Genomic DNA, 16,489 nt, shown 5'->3' with positions numbered 1-16,489 from the left:
GGCTTCGACGGAGGGAGACGACGGTGGCGGACGGGGCGCGGGTGTCCGTGGCGGTGCTGGACCTGGGATCCGGGGAGAGCGTCGCGCACGGCGACGGGGTGTTCGTCACGGCCAGCGTCGTGAAGGTCGACATCCTGGCGGCGCTGCTGCTGGCGGCGCGGGACGCGGGACGGGTCCTCACCGGGGCGGAGCGGTCGTGCGCGGCGGCGATGATCGTGCGCAGCGACAACGACGCGGCGTCGGCCCTGTGGGAGGGGATCGGCCGGGCGGCGGGCCTCGACGCCGCGAACGCCCGCTTCGGGCTGACGGAGACCGTGGGCGGCGACGGCACGCTGTGGGGTCTGACCCGCACCACGGCCGCCGACCGGCTGGCGCTGCTGCGGCAGGTGTTCGGCCGGGACTCGGAGCTGGGCGGGGCCGCGCGTGCGTACGTGGGGGAACTGATGGCGGGGGTCGTGCCGGAGCAGGCGTGGGGCGTGCCGTCCGTCGCGGACGGGGGTACGGCGTGGGCCGTGAAGAACGGCTGGCTGCCGCGGGACGCGACGGGCCTGTGGGTCGTGAACAGCGTCGGCCGGGTGACCGCCGGTGGCCGGGTGTGCCTGGTGTCGGCGCTGTCCGACGGCAACGCGACGAAGGAGCGGGGGGTGGCCCGGGTGGAGGACGCCGTACGGACGGCCGTCGCGGCGCTGGAGTGCGGTGCCCGTACGCCGGATGCCGGGCACCGCGCGGTCGGCGTACCGCCGCGGCACTGAACCGCCACGGCCCGCCGGTCGTACGCGGGCCGCACGGACTGCTACGGCTCCTGCCGGTCCGCGCGGCGGCCGCGCCACAGGACGACGGCGGCGACCAGCAGGACGCCACCGGCGCCGCCCGCGAGGGGGGCCGCCCAGTCGGCGGTGCCGTCGTCGGAGTCGTCGGTGTCCGGGCCGGGGCCGAAGTACTTCTCGCCGTAGGCGGCCGACCGCAGGCCGTCCGGTTCCAGACGGGCCGCGGCCTCGATCGCGGCGGCCGGGTCGACGAAGCCGAAACCCCGGGAGTCGTCGCGGCCGCCGTCGGGGGCGTTGCGGGCGGTGTCCTCCAGGAGCCGTTTGACCTGGGCCGGAGTCAGGCCGGGGCGGGCCGCCTCGATGAGGGCGGCGGCGCCGGAGACGAACGCGGCGGCGGCGCTGGTGCCCCAGCCCTCGTAGTACTTGTGGTCGGGGTCGGCGATGATCACGTCGACGCCGGGAGCACTGACCGTGGCGTACCAGCGGCGGGTGGAGAACGGGGCGCGGGTGCCGTAGCGGTCGACGGCGGTCACGGCGATGACACCGGGGTAGGCGGCCGGGTAGGAGACGCGGTCGCCCTTCTCGCCGCCGTTCCCCGCGGAGGCGACGACGATCACGCCCTTGCGCAGGGCGTACTGGATGGCCTCGTCCTCGCCGGGTTCGGGGTGTGCGGAGGCGGAGTCGTCGCCGAGGGAGAGGTTGATGATGTCGGCGCCGTTGTCGGCGGCCCAGCGGATGCCCTCGGCGAGGGCGTTGCCGCGGGTGCTGCGGGCCTTGGCGCGGGAGGGGTCGCCGTCCTCCAGGATCACGCGGACGGGCAGGATCCTCGCCTCGGGCGCGATGCCCATGACGCCTTCGGCGTTGCCGGGGCCGTGGCCGTGACCGGCGATGATGCCGGCCATGGCGGTGCCGTGGCGGGCCCAGGCGCGGTCGCCCTCGCTCGCTCCGAAGCCGACGAGGTCCTTGCCGGTGAGCACGTTGCCGGCGAGGTCGGGGTGGTCGGCCTCGACGCCGGTGTCCAGGACGGCGACGGTGACGCCCGCGCCCTTCGTGGTCCGCCACGCCTCCGCGGTGTGCAGGGCCTCCAGACCCCACTGGCGGTCGCGGATGCCGTCGGCGTGCGCGGAGGCGGCGGGCAGCAGGACGAGCGTGGCGGCGAGGAGCGTGCAGAGGGCCGCGGCGGGGCGGCGGCCGGTGAGGGGCCTCATGACGGCTGCTCCGTCGCGGTGCCCGCCTTCTTGCGCAGGCCGCGTTCGACACGGTCGGCGAGTCCTCGTGCCTCGTGGCCGAGACCTGCCTGGGCGGGGCCGGTGGTGGCTCCGGACTCCATGGCGTCCTCGGCGGGCTGCGGGCGGTCGACGGTCCGGCCGTCGGTCCAGCCGGTGACGGCGTAGACGACGACGGGGGCGTCGGTGAGCACGGAGATCGTCCAGGAGGCCCGCTGTCCGGGGCCGAAGCCGGCGGCGGCGGTGCCCTTCGCGGCGTACGGCAGGGGCATCAGGTCGGTACGGCGGTCCAGGCGTTCGGTGTCGAAGCGGCGGGCGAGGGCGCTCATGCCGGCGGCGTCGGCCTCGGTGAACAGCAGGCCGACGGTGGTGACATGGCTCCGGGTGGCGTCGGTGTAGGTGGCGCGCAGCAGGCGTGCGCAGCCGACGGGGTCGAGGACCTTGCGCAGCAGGGGGTCGAAGGCGCCCTTGCAGCCGCTGTCGGGGGCCACGGCGATACGGGTCCAGGAGCGGTCGGCGCCGCCGGGTCCCGCGCCCTTGCCCTGCACGGTGGGCGGGAACAGCTGGTCGACGGGCACGTTGTGCCACATGTCCCCGGCGGCGGCGAAGCCGTGCCGGGTGCCGGGCCCTTCGGAGCCGTCCGTGAGCCAACTGCCCGTGACGGCACCGCCGATGAGTCCCGTCCCGAGGACGAGACAGGCCGCGGCGGCCACGATCTGCGACCGGCTGCGCCGCCCGAAGGGCCGGGGCCGCGCGTGCTCGTCGTATCCCTCGGGCTCGCCGAGGGACACGACGGTCACCCGCCCGGGCCCGGGCACGCCGTCCGGTGCCATGGGCGCGCTCCAGGAGAGCGCGGGGTCGGGGACGCCGTTGGGATGCGGTGCGCCGGTGCGTTCGTCGGGTGCGGGCTGCCGTGCGGGGGCGGGGTGGTGTTCCGGGCCGGGGCCCGGGCGCGGGCCGGGCGGCGCCGGGGTGGTTCCGCCCGGCCGGTCCGCGGGGACGGGGCGCAGGCGGGTGGTGGTCTCCGACGCGGTCTCCGCGGCGGGCCGGTGGGTGGGCTGCGGGGGAACGGCGGAGGGCCGGTCCGGGGAGCGCAGGCCCCGGCCGACGGTCGGCGGGGCGTCGGGGAAACGCGCGGAGGCGCGCGGCGGCGGGGGCGCCACGGGGTTCGTACCGCCCGGCAGACCGGCCCCGGCACGGGACAGGGGGACACCCGCGGAACCGTCACCGTCAGCGGCCGCACTCCCACGGCCGGCCCGACGCCCGTCCGGCCCGGTAACCGCCGTCGTCGGATCGGTGCCGCCGAACTCGGGACCGCCCTGCGTGCTCCCGGAGTGCCGCCGCGGTTCGTCACCCGCGCCTCCGGCAGCCGGGGCCGACGGGTCGGCACCGGCAGCGGTGCCGCCGAACGCGCGCGGAAGCCGACGGGCGCCCGTGACCGGCGCGCTCCCGCTGCGCCCGTCCGGGCCCGCACCGTTCGCTGTCGGCGGGACGGTCTGGCCGGGGGCGGGGGCCGGCTCGCGGGTGTCGAAGGCTCCGGGGCCGCCCGAGGTCCGGCCCTGCGGGGCGGGCTCCGGCGGGGCCGGGGGGTGGGCGGGGCGTGGGGGGACGGTGGGGCGCGGGGGGAGGGAGGCGCGGCGCGCTTCCGTGCTCATGCACCCCCCGTTTCCTCGTGCCCGGGCCGTTCCTGCCTGCGCGGGCCGGCGTCTTCGCTGTCAGGGGCCCGGCACGGACTCGTCCCGGGCACAGATACCCGCACGGACGGCGCGTCATCCCGCCCGGACTGCCGGGCCGGCCCCGATCCGCCGTGCGTGCGCGTCACTCTACGGCGTGATCCGCGTCGGACGGGAACCAGTCGGCAGGCCCGCGGCATCTGCCCGGAACGTCCCCCTACCCTGCGGTAATCCTGTCTGGCAGGCTGCGGTCATGACTGCGCGCGCCGCTGACCGGGTCCGTTACGACAGGGCCACGGCTCAGCTCGAAGCCCCTCTCGCGATCGTGGACCTGGACGCCTTCGACGCCAACGCGGACGATCTGGTCCGCAGGGCCGGGGGCAAGCCGGTCCGGGTCGCCAGCAAGTCCGTACGCTGCCGTGCGCTGCTGGAACGGGTGCTGGCCCGGGAGGGTTTCGCGGGCGTCATGTCGTTCACGCTCGCCGAGTCGCTGTGGCTGGCCCGCTCCGGTTTCGACGACGTCCTGCTCGCCTATCCGTCCGCCGACCGGGCCGGGTACGCCGAACTCGCCGCCGATCCCAAGCTCGCAGCGGCCGTGACGGTCATGATCGATGATCCGGCGCAGTTGGACCTGATCGACGCCTCCCGCGCGGGCGGCGACGAAGTGGTGCGGGTGTGCCTGGAGTTGGACACGGCGCTCAAACTGTTCGGCGGGCGGCTGCGGGTCGGCGCCCGGCGGTCCCCGCTGCACTCCCCCGCCCACATCGCCGAGATGGCGCGCGCGGTGGCGCGGCGGCCCGGGTTCAGGGTGGTGGGGATCATGGCGTACGAGGGTCATGTGGCCGGTGTCGGTGACGCGATGGCCGGGTATCCGCTGCGGTCCTACGCGGTGCGGCTGATGCAGTCCGCCGCGCGGCGTGAACTGGCCGTGCGGCGTGCGGCGGTGGTGGCGGCGGTCCGGGAGGTCGTACCGGATCTGGAGTTCGTCAACGGCGGCGGTACGGGCAGTGTGCAGCACACGGCCGCGGAGGACGCGGTCACGGAGATAGCGGCCGGTTCGGGGCTGTACGTGCCGCGGCTGTTCGACAACTACACGTCGTTCAGCGGGCGTCCGGCGGCGCTGTTCGCCCTGCCCGTCGTACGGCGGCCGGGTGTCGGTGTGGTGACGGTGCTCGGCGGGGGCTATCCGGCGTCCGGCGCTCCCGGCTCGGACCGGCTGCCGGTGCCGTATCTGCCCGAGGGGCTGCGCTACGACGGGCGGGAGGGGGCCGGCGAGGTGCAGACCCCGCTGCTGGGCTCGCCCGCCGACGATCTGCTGATCGGCGACAAGGTGTGGTTCCGGCACGCCAAGGCGGGCGAGCTGTGCGAGCGGTTCGACGCGCTGCGTCTGGTGGAGGGCGACGCGGTGACGGCGACCGTGCCGACGTACCGCGGCGAGGGGCACACCTTCCTGTAGCGGTTCAGCCGGGCGGGCCGACGCTGCTGCCGACGCCGCCGCCGGAGGCCGCGTCGGTGACCGAGCGGATGCCCTTGGTGATGCGGTCCATGTCGGCCAGGGGCGGGCCGTCCTCCCCGGCGTCGAAGACGTACCGGACGAGGACCGGTGACTCGGTGCCGACGCTGGAGGCGAACACCATCGACTGCACATGGCCACCGGGTCCCTCGGCGGTGGTGACGCGCCAGCGCACCAGGTACCCGGCGCGGCCCGCGACCGCGACCGGGCCGGACTTCACGACCTCGTGCGACTCCAGGCCGCCGTACGGCTGTTGGCCCAGGGCGTCCTCGCCGAAGGCGTCCTCGGCCGCGTCGGAGATGTCCTCCTCGGCGAGCGTCTGGGGCGAGGTCGTGCCGCTCTCGGTCACGGTGCGGGAGATGACGAGGCCGTGGCGGCAGACGGAGCCCTCGCCGGGGCAGTCGTAGGTGCCGTCGGTGCTCATGACGACGTCGTCGACGGCGATGTGCTGGGGCCTGACCCAGCCGTCGAGGAGCGGGAAGGTGATGCCGTTGAGCTCGTCCTCGACCACGGACGGGTCGTCGGCGGGCGGCTCGGACGTGGACGGCGACGGGGGCGGCGGCTCGGTCGCCGAGGTGGTGGCGGCCGGGCCGGTGCGCGCCTCCGGGTCGCCGTCGTCCCCGCCGAGGACCACCGCGCCGGTGACGATCGCGGCGACGAGCACGGCCCCCGCGGTGGCGAGGGCGACCGTCTTCGCACGGCCGGTACCGCGGGGGCCGCCCGTGCCGCCCGCGGGCGGGCCCGGTGGCACGGGCGGAGCCCCGGGCGCGCGCCGGTGCTCGGTCCAGGCCGTGCCGTCCCACCAGCGTTCCAGGTGCGGGGCATGCGGATCGCGGTACCAGCCGGGCGGTGGCGTCATGCTCATCCGGGCACTGTAGAGCGCTCGCTAGAGCGGTGTGACGTACGCACCCGAGATTCCGCCGTCCACCAGGAAGTCGGTGGCGTTGACGAAGGAGGAGTCGTCGCTGGCCAGGAAGGCGACGGCGGCGGCGATCTCCTCGGCCTCGGCGAACCGGCCGAGCGGGATGTGCACGAGCCGGCGGGCCGCGCGCTCGGGGTCCTTGGCGAACAGCTCCTGGAGCAGCGGGGTGTTGACCGGCCCGGGGCACAGGGCGTTGACGCGGATGCCCTCGCGGGCGAACTGCACGCCGAGTTCCCGGGACATGGCGAGGACGCCGCCCTTGGAGGCGGTGTACGAGATCTGCGAGGTCGCCGCGCCCATGCGGGCCACGAAGGACGCGGTGTTGATGATGGAGCCCTTGCCCTGGCGCCGCATATAGGGGATGGCTGCCTTGCAGCACAGGTAGACGGAGGTGAGGTTGACCTCCTGGACGCGTTTCCAGGCGTCGAGGCCGGTCTCCAGGATGGAGTCGTCGTCGGGCGGGGAGATCCCGGCGTTGTTGAAGGCGATGTCGACGCTGCCGTAGGTGTCGTACGCGGTCCGGAAGAGGCCCTCGACCTGCTCGGGGTCGGTGACGTCCACGTCGACGAAGATGCCGCCGGTCTCCTCGGCGGCGGCCTTCCCGCGTGCCTCGTCGACGTCGCCGCAGACCACGTGGGCGCCCTCGGAGGCGAGCCTGCGGACGGCGGCGAGGCCGATGCCGCTGCCGGCTCCGGTGACGACGGCGGTGCGGCCGGTCAGCCGGCGGCAGATGTTCTCTTCGCTCATGTGCCCTCAGGCCTCCGTGCTGATGAAGACGTTCTTGGTCTCGGTGAAGGCGGTCAGCGCGTCCGGGCCGAGTTCACGACCGACGCCGGACTGTTTGAAGCCGCCGAAGGGGGTCCAGTAGCGGACGCTGGAGTGGGAGTTGACGGACAGGTTGCCGGCCCGGACGGCCCGGGAGACGCGCAGGGCGCGGCCGACGTCCCGGGTCCAGAGCGAGCCCGCCAGGCCGTAGTCGGTGGCGTTGGCGAGGCGTACGGCGTCGGCCTCGTCGTCGAAGGGGAGGACGACGGCGACGGGACCGAACACCTCCTCCACGGCGACGCGGGCGTCCGGGGCGACGCCGGTGAGGACGGTGGGCGGGAACCAGTAGCCGGGTCCCTCGGGGGCCTTGCCGCGGATACCGTCGAGGGCGTCCGTGCCGTAGGAGCGGACGCGGTCCAGCTGGGCGCGGGAGATCAGCGGGCCCATGTCGACGGTCTCGTCGGCCGGGTCGCCCACCCGGACGGCCTCGATCGCGGGGGCGAGCAGTTCCAGGAACCGGTCGTGGGCGGAGCGCTCGACGAGGATGCGGGTGCGGGCGCAGCAGTCCTGGCCCGCGTTGTCGAGGAAGGACAGGGGCGCGGCGGCCGCGGCGGCCTCCAGGTCGGCGTCGGCGAAGACGATGTTGGGGCTCTTGCCGCCGAGTTCCAGGGTGACGCGTGTGAGGTGTGCCGCGCTCTTGGCCCACACCTGTTTGCCCACGGAGGTCGACCCGGTGAACACGATCTTGGCGACGCCGGGGTGTTCGACGAGGGCGTCGCCGGCGACCGGGCCGTGTCCGGGGAGCACCTGGAACAGCCCCTCGGGGAGGCCGGCCTCCAGGGCGAGCGCGGCCAGGCGCAGGGCGGTGAGGGGGGTGGTCTCGGCGGGTTTGAGGAGCACCGCGTTGCCGGCGGCGAGGGCGGGCGCGGTGCCCCAGGCCGCGATGGGCATGGGGAAGTTCCAGGGGGCGATGACGCCGACGACGCCGAGGGGTTCGGGGAAGGTGACGTTCACCCCGCCCGCGACCGGGATCTGGCGGCCGGTCAGGCGTTCCACCCCGCCGGCCGCGTAGTCGAGCAGGTCGCGGACGTTGCCGGCCTCCCAGCGGGCGTTGCCGAGGGTGTGGCCGGCCTCGCTGACCTCCAGGCGGGCCAGTTCCTCGAGGTGCTCGTCGACCGTGGCGGCGAACCGGCGCAGCAGCCGGGCCCGGTCGCCGGGTGCGAGGGCGGCCCAGGCGGTCTGCGCGCGTGCGGCGCGTACGACGGCGGCGTCGACGTCGGCGGGGGTGGCGGCCGGGACGGTGGCGATGACCTCCTCGGTGGCGGGGTTGCGTACCTGGAGTCCGGTGGGCTGGTCGGGCAAGGAGGGCCTCACATGCGTTCGAAGGAGCGGCGCAGTTCCCAGTCGGTGACCGCGGCGTCGAAGGCGTCGGTCTCGACGCGCGCCATGTTGCGGTAGTGGGCGACGACCTCCTCGCCGAAGGCGGCCTTGGCGATGGCGCTGGTCTCCCACAGTTCGGCGGCCTCGCGCAGGGTGGTGGGGACGTGCTCGTAGTCGGCGGTGTAGGCGTTGCCGGGGCAGGGCTCGGGCAGTTCCAGTTTCTGCTCGATGCCGTACAGGCCGGCGGCGACCATGCCGGCCACGGCGAGGTGGGGGTTGACGTCGCCGCCGGGCAGCCGGTTCTCGAAGCGCAGGGAGCCGCCGTGGCCGACCACGCGCAGAGCGCAGGTGCGGTTGTCGCGGCCCCAGGCGACGGCGGTCGGGGCGAAGGAGCCCGGCTGGAACCGCTTGTAGGAGTTGATGTGCGGGGCGTAGAGCAGGGAGAACTCACGGAGCGCGGCGAGCTGGCCGGCCAGGAAGTGGCGCATCACCTCCGACATCGAGTCCGGTTCCTCGGGTGAGCCCGGCATGGCGCTGTCGCCCGCCGCGTCGGCGAGGGAGAGGTGGATGTGGCAGGAGTTGCCCTCGCGCTCGTTGTACTTGGCCATGAAGGTGATCGAGACGCCCTCCTGGGCGGCGATCTCCTTGGCGCCCGTCTTGTACACGGCGTGCTGGTCGCAGGTGACCAGGGCCTCGTCGTAGCGGAAGGCGATCTCGTGCTGGCCGGGGTTGCACTCGCCCTTGGCGGACTCCACGGTGAGTCCGGCGCCGGCCATCTCGTTGCGGATGCGGCGCAGCAGGGGCTCGATGCGGCCGGTGCCGAGCACGGAGTAGTCGACGTTGTACTGGTTGGCGGGGGTCAGCCCGCGGTAGCCGGCGTCCCAGGCCTGTTCGTAGGTGTCCCGGAAGACGATGAACTCCAGCTCGGTGCCGACCCGGGCGGTGTGGCCGAGGGCGGCGAGGCGGTCCAGTTGGCGGCGCAGTATCTGCCGGGGGGCGGCGACGACCGGGGAGCCGTCGGCCCAGGCGAGGTCGGCGACGACCAGGGCGGTGCCCTCGTTCCAGGGCACCCGGCGCAGGGTGTCGAGGTCGGGGTACATGGCGAAGTCGCCGTAGCCGTTCTCCCAGGAGGACATGGCGTAGCCGTCGACGGTGTTCATGTCGGCGTCGACGGCGAGCAGGTAGTTGCAGCCCTCGGTGCCGTGCCGGAGCACCTCGTCGAGGAAGAAGCGCGCGGCGAACCGCTTGCCCTGGAGCCGTCCCTGCATGTCGGGGAAGGCCAGGACGACGGTGTCGATCTCACCGCCGGCGACGAGGGTGCGCAGCTCCTCGACGGCGAGCGGGGGTGTGCGGTCTGCCACGGAGGGCCTCCTCGGGCTTCTTCGGTCAAGCCGGGAGCCATAAGGTATTGCGGGAGACCATTGCTTGGGAAGGGGGCACGGCGGGATGCCGGAAGATGCGGTCGGCGCGGTCGGGGACCGGCTGGCGCCGGTGCTGCGGCAGGTCCGGGCGGGCAACGGCTTCGAGGAGGCGCTGGAGCAGATCCTCCAGGTGGTGCGGCTGGGTCTGGTGGCGGGCGGGGAGCGGCTGCCGGCCGAGCGGGAGCTGGCGGAGCGGCTGGGGATCAGCCGGGTGACGCTGCGCGAGGTGCTGAAGGTGCTCCAGGACCAGGGGCTGGTGGAGTCGCGGCGCGGGCGGTACGGCGGAACGTTCGTGCTGCCCCGGGCGACGGACACGGGCGAGGAGGAGCTGCGGCGGCGGATCGCCGAGGTGGACATCGAGGACGTGCTGCGCTTCCGGGAGGTGCTGGAGGTGGGCGCGGCGGGCCTGTGCGCGGCGCACGGGCTGACGGACGAGCAGGGGCGGCGGCTGCGCGAGGCGCTGTCCGGCACGCAGGACGCGCCGCTGGGCGACTACCGGCGCCTGGACACGCTGTTCCACCTGACCCTGGCGGAGCTGTGCGGCTCCCCGACGCTGACCGCGCAGTACGCGGCGGTGCGGGCCACGGTGAACGACCTGCTGGACTGCATCCCGCTGCTGGTGCGCAACCTGGAGCACTCGCAGCGCCAGCACGCGGCACTGGTCGAGGCGGTGCTGGAGGGGGACGCGGACGGGGCGCGGGAGATGATGCGCGAGCACTGCGCGGGGACGGCGGCGCTGCTGCGGGGGTTCCTGGCGTGAGGGCGTGACACGTGAGGGCGCGGGGCAGGGTTTACGGCGGCTCGACGCACGGGTCTTGCGCTCACGGCGTCCCCGCCGCGAAGGTATGGGCCCACAAAGGTCTGGATCCGTTCCATTGCCCTCTTCCCCGCCCACACTCCCTGGGGAGTCGCCCCGTGAGCCTTCCGTCCACGTCCCAAGATCCCGCCGGTGAGGCGGACGACTACCTCGCGCGCAGAAGGCTCCGCCGGGGCAGCGCCGGCTGGCTGCTGCTGACCGGCCTCGGCGTCGCCTACGTCGTCTCCGGCGACTACTCGGGCTGGAACTTCGGCCTGGCCGAGGGCGGCTTCGGCGGCCTGGCGATCGCCATGCTGCTGATGGGCGCCATGTACACCTGCATGGTCTTCGCCCTCGCCGAGCTGTCCTCGATCCTGCCCACGGCGGGCGGCGGCTACGGCTTCGCCCGCCGGGCGCTCGGACCGTGGGGCGGATTCCTCACCGGGACCGCGATCCTCATCGAGTACGTGCTCGCCCCGGCCGCGATCTCCATCTTCATCGGCGACTACGTCGAGTCGCTCGGCCTGTTCGGCCTGGAGTCCGGCTGGCCGGTGTATCTGGCCTGCTTCATCGTCTTCATCGGCATCCATCTGTGGGGCGTGGGCGAGGCGCTGAGGTTCAGCTTCGTCGTCACGGGCATCGCGGTGGCGGCGCTGGTGGTCTTCGCGCTGGCCGCGCTGCCCGAGTTCGACGCCTCCTCCCTCGACGACATCCCGGTGGACGAAGCGGCGTTCGGCGCGAGTTCCTGGCTGCCGATGGGGCTGCTGGGCATCTGGGCGGCGTTCCCGTTCGGGATGTGGTTCTTCCTGGGTGTGGAGGGCGTACCGCTGGCCGCCGAGGAGACCAGGGAGCCGGCCCGTACGCTGCCGAGGGCGATCCGCTGGTCCATGGGCATCCTGGTGGTGCTGGCCGTGGTGACCTTCTTCGCGGCGGCCGGGGCGCGGGGCTCGGCGGCGATCCAGGACGCGGGCAATCCGCTGGTGGAGGCGCTCCAGCCGGACGGCGAGGCGACGGTGCTGAGCCGGATCGTGAACTACGCGGGCCTCGCGGGCCTGGTGGCGTCGTTCTTCTCGCTGATCTACGCCGGTTCGCGCCAGTTGTTCGCGCTGTCCCGCGCGGGCTATCTGCCGAGGTTCCTCTCGCTCACCAGCAGCCGCCGGGCGCCGTACCTCGGTCTGCTCGTACCGGGCGCGATCGGCTTCGCGCTGGCCGCCGGGACGGGCAACGGGGCCCGGATGCTGAACATCGCCGTCTTCGGCGCGACGATCTCGTACGCGCTGATGTCGCTGTCGCACATCGTGCTGCGCCGCCGGGAGCCGGAACTGCCGCGGCCGTACCGGACGCCGGGCGGTGTGCTGACCTCCTCGGTGGCGCTGGTGCTGGCGTGCGCGGCGCTGGTGGCGACGTTCCTGGTGGATGTGACGGCGGCGTTCATCGCCCTGGCGGTGTACATCGTGGCGCTGGCGTACTTCGGCCTGTACAGCCGCAGGCACCTGGTGGCGAAGGCACCGGAGGAGGAGTTCGCGGCGCTGGCGGCGGCCGAGGCGGAGTTGTCACGCGACTGACGCGGGAAAGGTGAGGGCATGACGGCCGGACCACTCATCGGTATCAGCACCTATGCGGAGTCCGGTGTGCGCTGGGGCGTGTGGCGGCTGGACGCCGCGCTGCTGCCGGCCGGCTATCCACGGCTGGTGCAGCGGGCGGGCGGACTGGCCGCGATGCTCCCGCCGGACGCGCCGGAGCGGGCGGCGGACGCCGTGGCCCGGCTCGACGGCCTGGTCGTCGCGGGCGGCCCGGACGTGGAGCCCGTCCGCTACGGCGCCGTGCCGGACCCGCGCACCGGGCCGCCCGCCCGGGCGCGGGACGCCTGGGAGCTGGCGCTGATCGGGGCCGCGCTGGAGCGCGGGGTCCCCCTGCTCGGCATCTGCCGGGGCATGCAGCTGCTGAACGTCGCCCTCGGCGGCACCCTGGTCCAGCACATCGACGGCCACGCGGAGGTACCGGGCGCCTTCGGGCTGCACCCGGTGAAGCCGGTCCCGGGCACCCGCTACGCGGCGGCCGTCCCGGAGGTGACCTCCGTACCGACCTACCACCACCAGGCGGTGGACCGCCTGGGCCGGGGCCTGATCCCGTCGGCCTACGCGGAGGACGGCACGGTGGAGGCCGTCGAACTCACCGCGGCCCCCTGGACCCTGGGCGTCCAATGGCACCCCGAAATGGCCGAAGACCTCCGCCTCATGCAAGCCCTGATCACAGCAACAACCCCCTGACCCCACCGACCCCCACAGCCCCGCGACTCCCGCTCCCGCAGCTCCCCGTGCCCCCGTGCCCCCGTCTCCCGCAGCTCCCCCACGCCCCCCCGTTCCTACAGCTCCCCGCTCCCGCGGCTGCCGCGGCTCCCCGCTCGCGCGGGCAGCGTGCCGCCACCCTGCCGTTCCCGCGGGCAGTCGTGCCGCAGGGCGGCACGGGTGGGCGCGACGGCACCCCGCAAGCGCCGGGCTGCGCAAACCACCCCCCCGCCCAGCCCTCACGAGGCGCACGCCAAATACCCCGCGCCCCTCACCCCCGCGTCAGCGACAACAGATCCCGCGCCGGCCCGGCAGGCACATGCCCCGTCGGCCACACAGCCCGCAGATCACGCGCCAACGCCACCCCCTCCACAGGAATCCGCACCAGCCGCCGCATCGCCAGCTCCTCCCCCACCGCCAGCTCACTCACCACCGCAGGACCCGCCCCGCTCACCACCGCCGCCTTCACCGCGGTCGTCGAGGACAGCTCGATCAACGGCCGCGCCAGCCCGCCCAGCGCGGCGTCCAGTACCTGCCGCGTCCCCGACCCCTCCTCCCGCAGGATCAACGGGGTGGCCGCCAGCTCCTCCGCCGCCAGCGGCCGCCGCCTGCGCGCCCACACGTGCGACGGCGCGGTCACGACGATCAGCCGGTCGTGGGCGATCACCGCCGAGTCCAGCCCGGCCGGGACGGTCAGCCCCTCCACGAACCCGACGTCCGCGTCCCCCGACAGCAACCGCTCCGCCACCGCCGCCGAGTTCCCCGCGAGCAGCGACACCGCCGTGTCCGGACGTTCCGCGCGCAGCGCGAGCAGCCAGCCCGGCAGGAGATACTCGGCGATCGTCATGCTCGCCGCCACCCGCAGCCGTGAGTCCCTGCGGTCGCGCAACGCCTGCGCGCCCGCGTCGAACGCCTCCGCCGCCTCCACGATCCGCCGCGCCCAGTCGGTGACCAGCGCCCCCGCGTCGGTCAGCCGCGATCCTCTCGGGGAGCGGTCGACCAGGGCCACCCCGAGCTGCCGTTCCATCGACCGGATGCGACTGCTCGCCGCCGGCTGGGTGATGCCCAGCTCCCGCGCGGCGCCGCCCAGACTCCCCAGCCGCGCCACCGCCAGCAGCAGTTCCAGCGCCCCGAGTTCCGGCACCCGGTGGCCCAGCGATCCGACGCTCACGGGGCGGTCGCCGTGGCCCTCCGTCTTGCTCATAAGGCCAGCTTATGCCGCCATAGGGGCGGACTCCCTGGTGACGGCCCACGCCCGGTACGACCGTATGACCATGCTCCTCGCCACCGCACGGCCCGCGCGTGCCGCCCGCGTCCGTCATCTCGGACCCAACTGGTACGCCTGCGTCATGGGCACCGCCATCGTGGCCGCCGCCGGTGCGGTGCTCCCGGTCCGCGTACCCGGCCTGCGCGCCGCCCTCGCCGCCGTCTGGGCCCTGTCCCTGCTGCTGCTCGTGGTGCTGCTCGCCGCCCGCGCCCTGCACTGGGTCCACCACCGCGACCGGGCCCGCTCCCAGCTGCTCGACCCCGCCGTCGTTCCGTTCTACGGCTGTCTGTCCATGGCGCTGCTCTCGGTGGGCGGCGGCGGACTCGCCGTCGGACGGGACTGGATCGGCACCGGTCCCGCCGTCGTCCTGGACGCCGTGCTGTTCGGCGCCGGTACGGCAGTGGGGCTGGCGGCCGCCGTGGCCGTGCCGTACCTCATGGCCGTACGGCACCGCGTCACGCCCGGGCAGGCGACGCCGGCCTGGCTGCTGCCGCTGGTCGCGCCGATGGTGTCCGCCGCCCTCGGACCGCGGCTGGTGCCGCACCTGCCGCCGGGGCAGCCCCGGGAGACCCTGCTCTTCGCGTGCTTCGCGATGTTCGGGCTCAGCCTGCTCGCCACCCTGCTGATGCTGCCGCTGGTGTTCGCCCGGCTGCTCACCGGCGGCCCCCTCCCCCTCGCGCTCACTCCGACGCTGTTCCTGGTGCTCGGCCCGCTCGGTCAGTCCACCACCGCGGCCGGCGCGTTCGCCGACGTCGCCCCCGGAGTCGTACCGGCGCCGTACGACCAGGGCTTCGGCCTGCTCGCCGTGCTGTACGGGGTGCCCGTGACCGGGTTCGCGCTGCTGTGGCTCTGCCTCGCCACCGCCCACGTCGTACGAGCGCGCCGCCACGGGATGCGCTTCTCCATGACCTGGTGGTCGTTCACCTTCCCGGTCGGCACCTGTGTCACCGGCTCCGCCGCGCTGTCCCGGCACACCGGACTGCCGGCCTGGGACGCGCTGACCGTCCTGCTCTACGCCGCTCTCGTCGCTGCCTGGGCCACGGCCGCGCTGCACACCACCCGCGGCCTGGTCAGCGGCGCGCTGCTCGCAGAGCCCCGGCCAGCACTGCCGGCGCCTCGGCCAGTGACGGCCCGTACCAGGTGAGGTGCCGGCCGTCGACCAGCGCGCAGGGCAGTCCGGGGAAGGCCTCGGGGCCGTCGTCGGCGGTGAAGCGGTACGGCTCGTCGGGGAGCACGACGAGGTCCGGCCGCGCCGCGCGCAGCTCGTCGAGCGGGACGCGCGGGTAGCGCTCGGGGTGGGTGGCGTACACCTGGCGGACGCCGAGGCGGGCGAGCAGATCGCCGGCGAAGGTGTCCCGGCCCAGCACCATCCAGGGACGGCGCCAGATGGGCACGACCGCCGTCAGGTGCTCCCGGGGCGGGGGCAGGGCGTCCCAGGCCGCCTCGGCCTCGTCCAGCCACCGGGGCCGTGCCGTCACCCCGCACGCCGTGAGCACCCGGTCCAGCTCGGCGAAGGCCCCGGGCAGCGTCCGGACCTCCGTCACCAGCACCTGGAGGCCCGCCGCCCGCAGGGCCGCCAGGTCGGGCCCGCGGTTCTCCTCCTCGTTGGCGATCACCAGGTCGGGGGCGAGGGCGGTGATCCGCTCCACCTCGGGGTTCTTCGTGCCGCCGACGCGTACGACGTCCAGTCCTGCCGGATGCGTGCACCAGTCGGTGGCGCCGGCGAGGGCGCCGGGGGCGGAGCGCGCCACGGCCTCCGTGAGCGAGGGGACGAGGGAGACGACCCGGGGGCGGCTCATCGCTGCGGCTTGTCCCGCAGCGCCTCGATGTCCTCGGCGACCGCGACGACCAGCAGCCGGGTCTCCGGGACCGTGGCCCGCCAGCGGTGCCGGACGCCTCCGGTCAGGTACAGGGTGTCGCCGCGGCCGAGACGGTAGGCGCGGCCCTCGGCCTCGATCTCCACGGCACCGTCCGCGACGTACATCAACTGATCGTTGCGGAACTGCAGTTCACGCCCCGCGTCATGGTCGCCGGTGAACTCCGAGGCGTGCATCTGATGGTGACCGCGCACCAGGGAGCGCACCAGGGGCTCCGCCCAGGGCGCGGCGCCCTCGGCGCGGACGACGTCCACGCTGCACGCCGGGTCGGCGGCGGCGAGGAGTTCCACCGCGGTGGTGCGCAAGGCGTCGGCGACCTTCTCCAGGGAGCTCTGGCTGGGACGCGCCCGCTCGTTCTCGATCTGGCTCAGGAACGGCACCGACAGACCGCTGCGCTCGGCCACGACGGCGAGGGTCAGCTCCAGTGCGCGGCGGCGACGCCGCACGGCGGCGCCCACCCGCAAAGGCTGTTCCTTGTGATCGCCCATCGCTCCGGCTCCCTCCTCACCGATCGTCCCGCGCCCCGCGCGCCGGCGTCCCGGCGCGCTCCTTCTGTTCGGTTGTCTGCACCCTACGCATGTTCGGCAAACCGTT

15 protein-coding genes are annotated in these 16,489 nt (G+C 74.6%); 6 read left to right on the top strand and 9 right to left on the bottom strand.

Translation table 11 applies throughout. The features are described 5' to 3' along the window. The first annotated feature begins 23 nt into the window (after positions 1 to 23). On the top strand, positions 24 to 752 hold the full coding sequence (locus ACZ434_RS20860; protein ID WP_468457923.1) for a serine hydrolase: 729 nt from the start codon (positions 24 to 26) through the stop codon (positions 750 to 752). Between the two features lie 41 nt (positions 753 to 793). On the opposite strand, the gene mycP is transcribed toward ACZ434_RS20860, so the two are convergent. Then, on the bottom strand, positions 794 to 1,975 hold the full coding sequence (mycP, locus tag ACZ434_RS20855) for a type VII secretion-associated serine protease mycosin (protein ID WP_468457921.1): 1,182 nt from the start codon (positions 1,973 to 1,975) through the stop codon (positions 794 to 796). Next, positions 1,972 to 3,156 (bottom strand): hypothetical protein, encoded by a 1,185-nt coding sequence (locus ACZ434_RS20850; RefSeq protein ID WP_468457919.1) that lies wholly within the window; start codon positions 3,154 to 3,156, stop codon positions 1,972 to 1,974. Before ACZ434_RS20850 ends, mycP begins: the two co-directional genes overlap by 4 nt. Before the next feature lie 763 nt (positions 3,157 to 3,919). On the opposite strand from ACZ434_RS20850, the gene ACZ434_RS20845 reads away from it, so the two are divergent. After that, complete coding sequence (locus tag ACZ434_RS20845) at positions 3,920 to 5,122, top strand: amino acid deaminase/aldolase (RefSeq protein ID WP_468457917.1); 1,203 nt, start codon at positions 3,920 to 3,922, stop codon at positions 5,120 to 5,122. Positions 5,123 to 5,126: 4 nt separating this feature from the next. Here the strand turns inward: ACZ434_RS20845 and ACZ434_RS20840 are convergent, their stop codons facing one another. Genes ACZ434_RS20840 through ACZ434_RS20825 form a run of 4 tightly spaced genes read right to left on the bottom strand, consistent with a single transcriptional unit; the run spans position 5,127 to position 9,607 of the window. Further along, on the bottom strand, positions 5,127 to 6,038 hold the full coding sequence (locus tag ACZ434_RS20840) for a DUF2510 domain-containing protein (protein ID WP_468458268.1): 912 nt from the start codon (positions 6,036 to 6,038) through the stop codon (positions 5,127 to 5,129). Between the two features lie 27 nt (positions 6,039 to 6,065). Continuing rightward, on the bottom strand, positions 6,066 to 6,848 hold the full coding sequence (locus ACZ434_RS20835) for a 3-oxoacyl-ACP reductase (RefSeq protein ID WP_468457915.1): 783 nt from the start codon (positions 6,846 to 6,848) through the stop codon (positions 6,066 to 6,068). A 6-nt stretch (positions 6,849 to 6,854) separates the two neighbouring features. Then, entirely contained in the window at positions 6,855 to 8,228 is a 1,374-nt protein-coding gene (locus ACZ434_RS20830; protein ID WP_468457913.1) for an aldehyde dehydrogenase family protein, read from the bottom strand. Between the two features lie 8 nt (positions 8,229 to 8,236). Beyond that, positions 8,237 to 9,607: a glutamine synthetase family protein gene (locus ACZ434_RS20825; RefSeq protein WP_468457911.1), complete on the bottom strand. Its 1,371-nt coding sequence runs from the start codon at positions 9,605 to 9,607 to the stop codon at positions 8,237 to 8,239. A gap of 85 nt (positions 9,608 to 9,692) precedes the next feature. On the opposite strand from ACZ434_RS20825, the gene ACZ434_RS20820 reads away from it, so the two are divergent. From ACZ434_RS20820 to ACZ434_RS20810, 3 genes are all read left to right on the top strand, one after another. Further along, positions 9,693 to 10,427: a FadR/GntR family transcriptional regulator gene (locus tag ACZ434_RS20820; RefSeq protein ID WP_468457909.1), complete on the top strand. Its 735-nt coding sequence runs from the start codon at positions 9,693 to 9,695 to the stop codon at positions 10,425 to 10,427. Between the two features lie 155 nt (positions 10,428 to 10,582). Continuing rightward, positions 10,583 to 12,028 (top strand): ethanolamine permease, encoded by a 1,446-nt coding sequence (gene eat / locus ACZ434_RS20815; protein WP_468457907.1) that lies wholly within the window; start codon positions 10,583 to 10,585, stop codon positions 12,026 to 12,028. A gap of 18 nt (positions 12,029 to 12,046) precedes the next feature. Beyond that, the gene (locus ACZ434_RS20810; RefSeq protein WP_468457905.1) at positions 12,047 to 12,733 is read left to right on the top strand and encodes a gamma-glutamyl-gamma-aminobutyrate hydrolase family protein; all 687 of its coding nucleotides are present in this window, start codon (positions 12,047 to 12,049) and stop codon (positions 12,731 to 12,733) included. 289 nt (positions 12,734 to 13,022) lie between these two features. Here the strand turns inward: ACZ434_RS20810 and ACZ434_RS20805 are convergent, their stop codons facing one another. Further along, positions 13,023 to 13,955, bottom strand: a complete 933-nt coding sequence (locus ACZ434_RS20805) for a LysR family transcriptional regulator (RefSeq protein ID WP_468457903.1) — start codon at positions 13,953 to 13,955, stop codon at positions 13,023 to 13,025. A gap of 70 nt (positions 13,956 to 14,025) precedes the next feature. Here ACZ434_RS20805 and ACZ434_RS20800 point away from each other — a divergent pair, with 70 nt between their 5' ends. Then, on the top strand, positions 14,026 to 15,162 hold the full coding sequence (locus tag ACZ434_RS20800) for a TDT family transporter (protein ID WP_468458266.1): 1,137 nt from the start codon (positions 14,026 to 14,028) through the stop codon (positions 15,160 to 15,162). Here the strand turns inward: ACZ434_RS20800 and ACZ434_RS20795 are convergent. Further along, positions 15,089 to 15,817, bottom strand: coding sequence for a helical backbone metal receptor (locus ACZ434_RS20795; protein ID WP_468457901.1), 729 nt, complete (start codon positions 15,815 to 15,817; stop codon positions 15,089 to 15,091). The two genes, ACZ434_RS20800 and ACZ434_RS20795, sit on opposite strands and share 74 nt — an antisense overlap. Beyond that, positions 15,814 to 16,383, bottom strand: coding sequence for a helix-turn-helix domain-containing protein (locus tag ACZ434_RS20790; RefSeq protein WP_468457899.1), 570 nt, complete (start codon positions 16,381 to 16,383; stop codon positions 15,814 to 15,816). Before ACZ434_RS20790 ends, ACZ434_RS20795 begins: the two co-directional genes overlap by 4 nt. Positions 16,384 to 16,489: the final 106 nt, after the last annotated feature.

Source organism: Streptomyces sp. NPDC030893, assembly GCF_055571535.1.
Note: the sequence above shows the minus strand (reverse complement) of the source record. Positions and strands in the feature narration are given on the sequence as shown.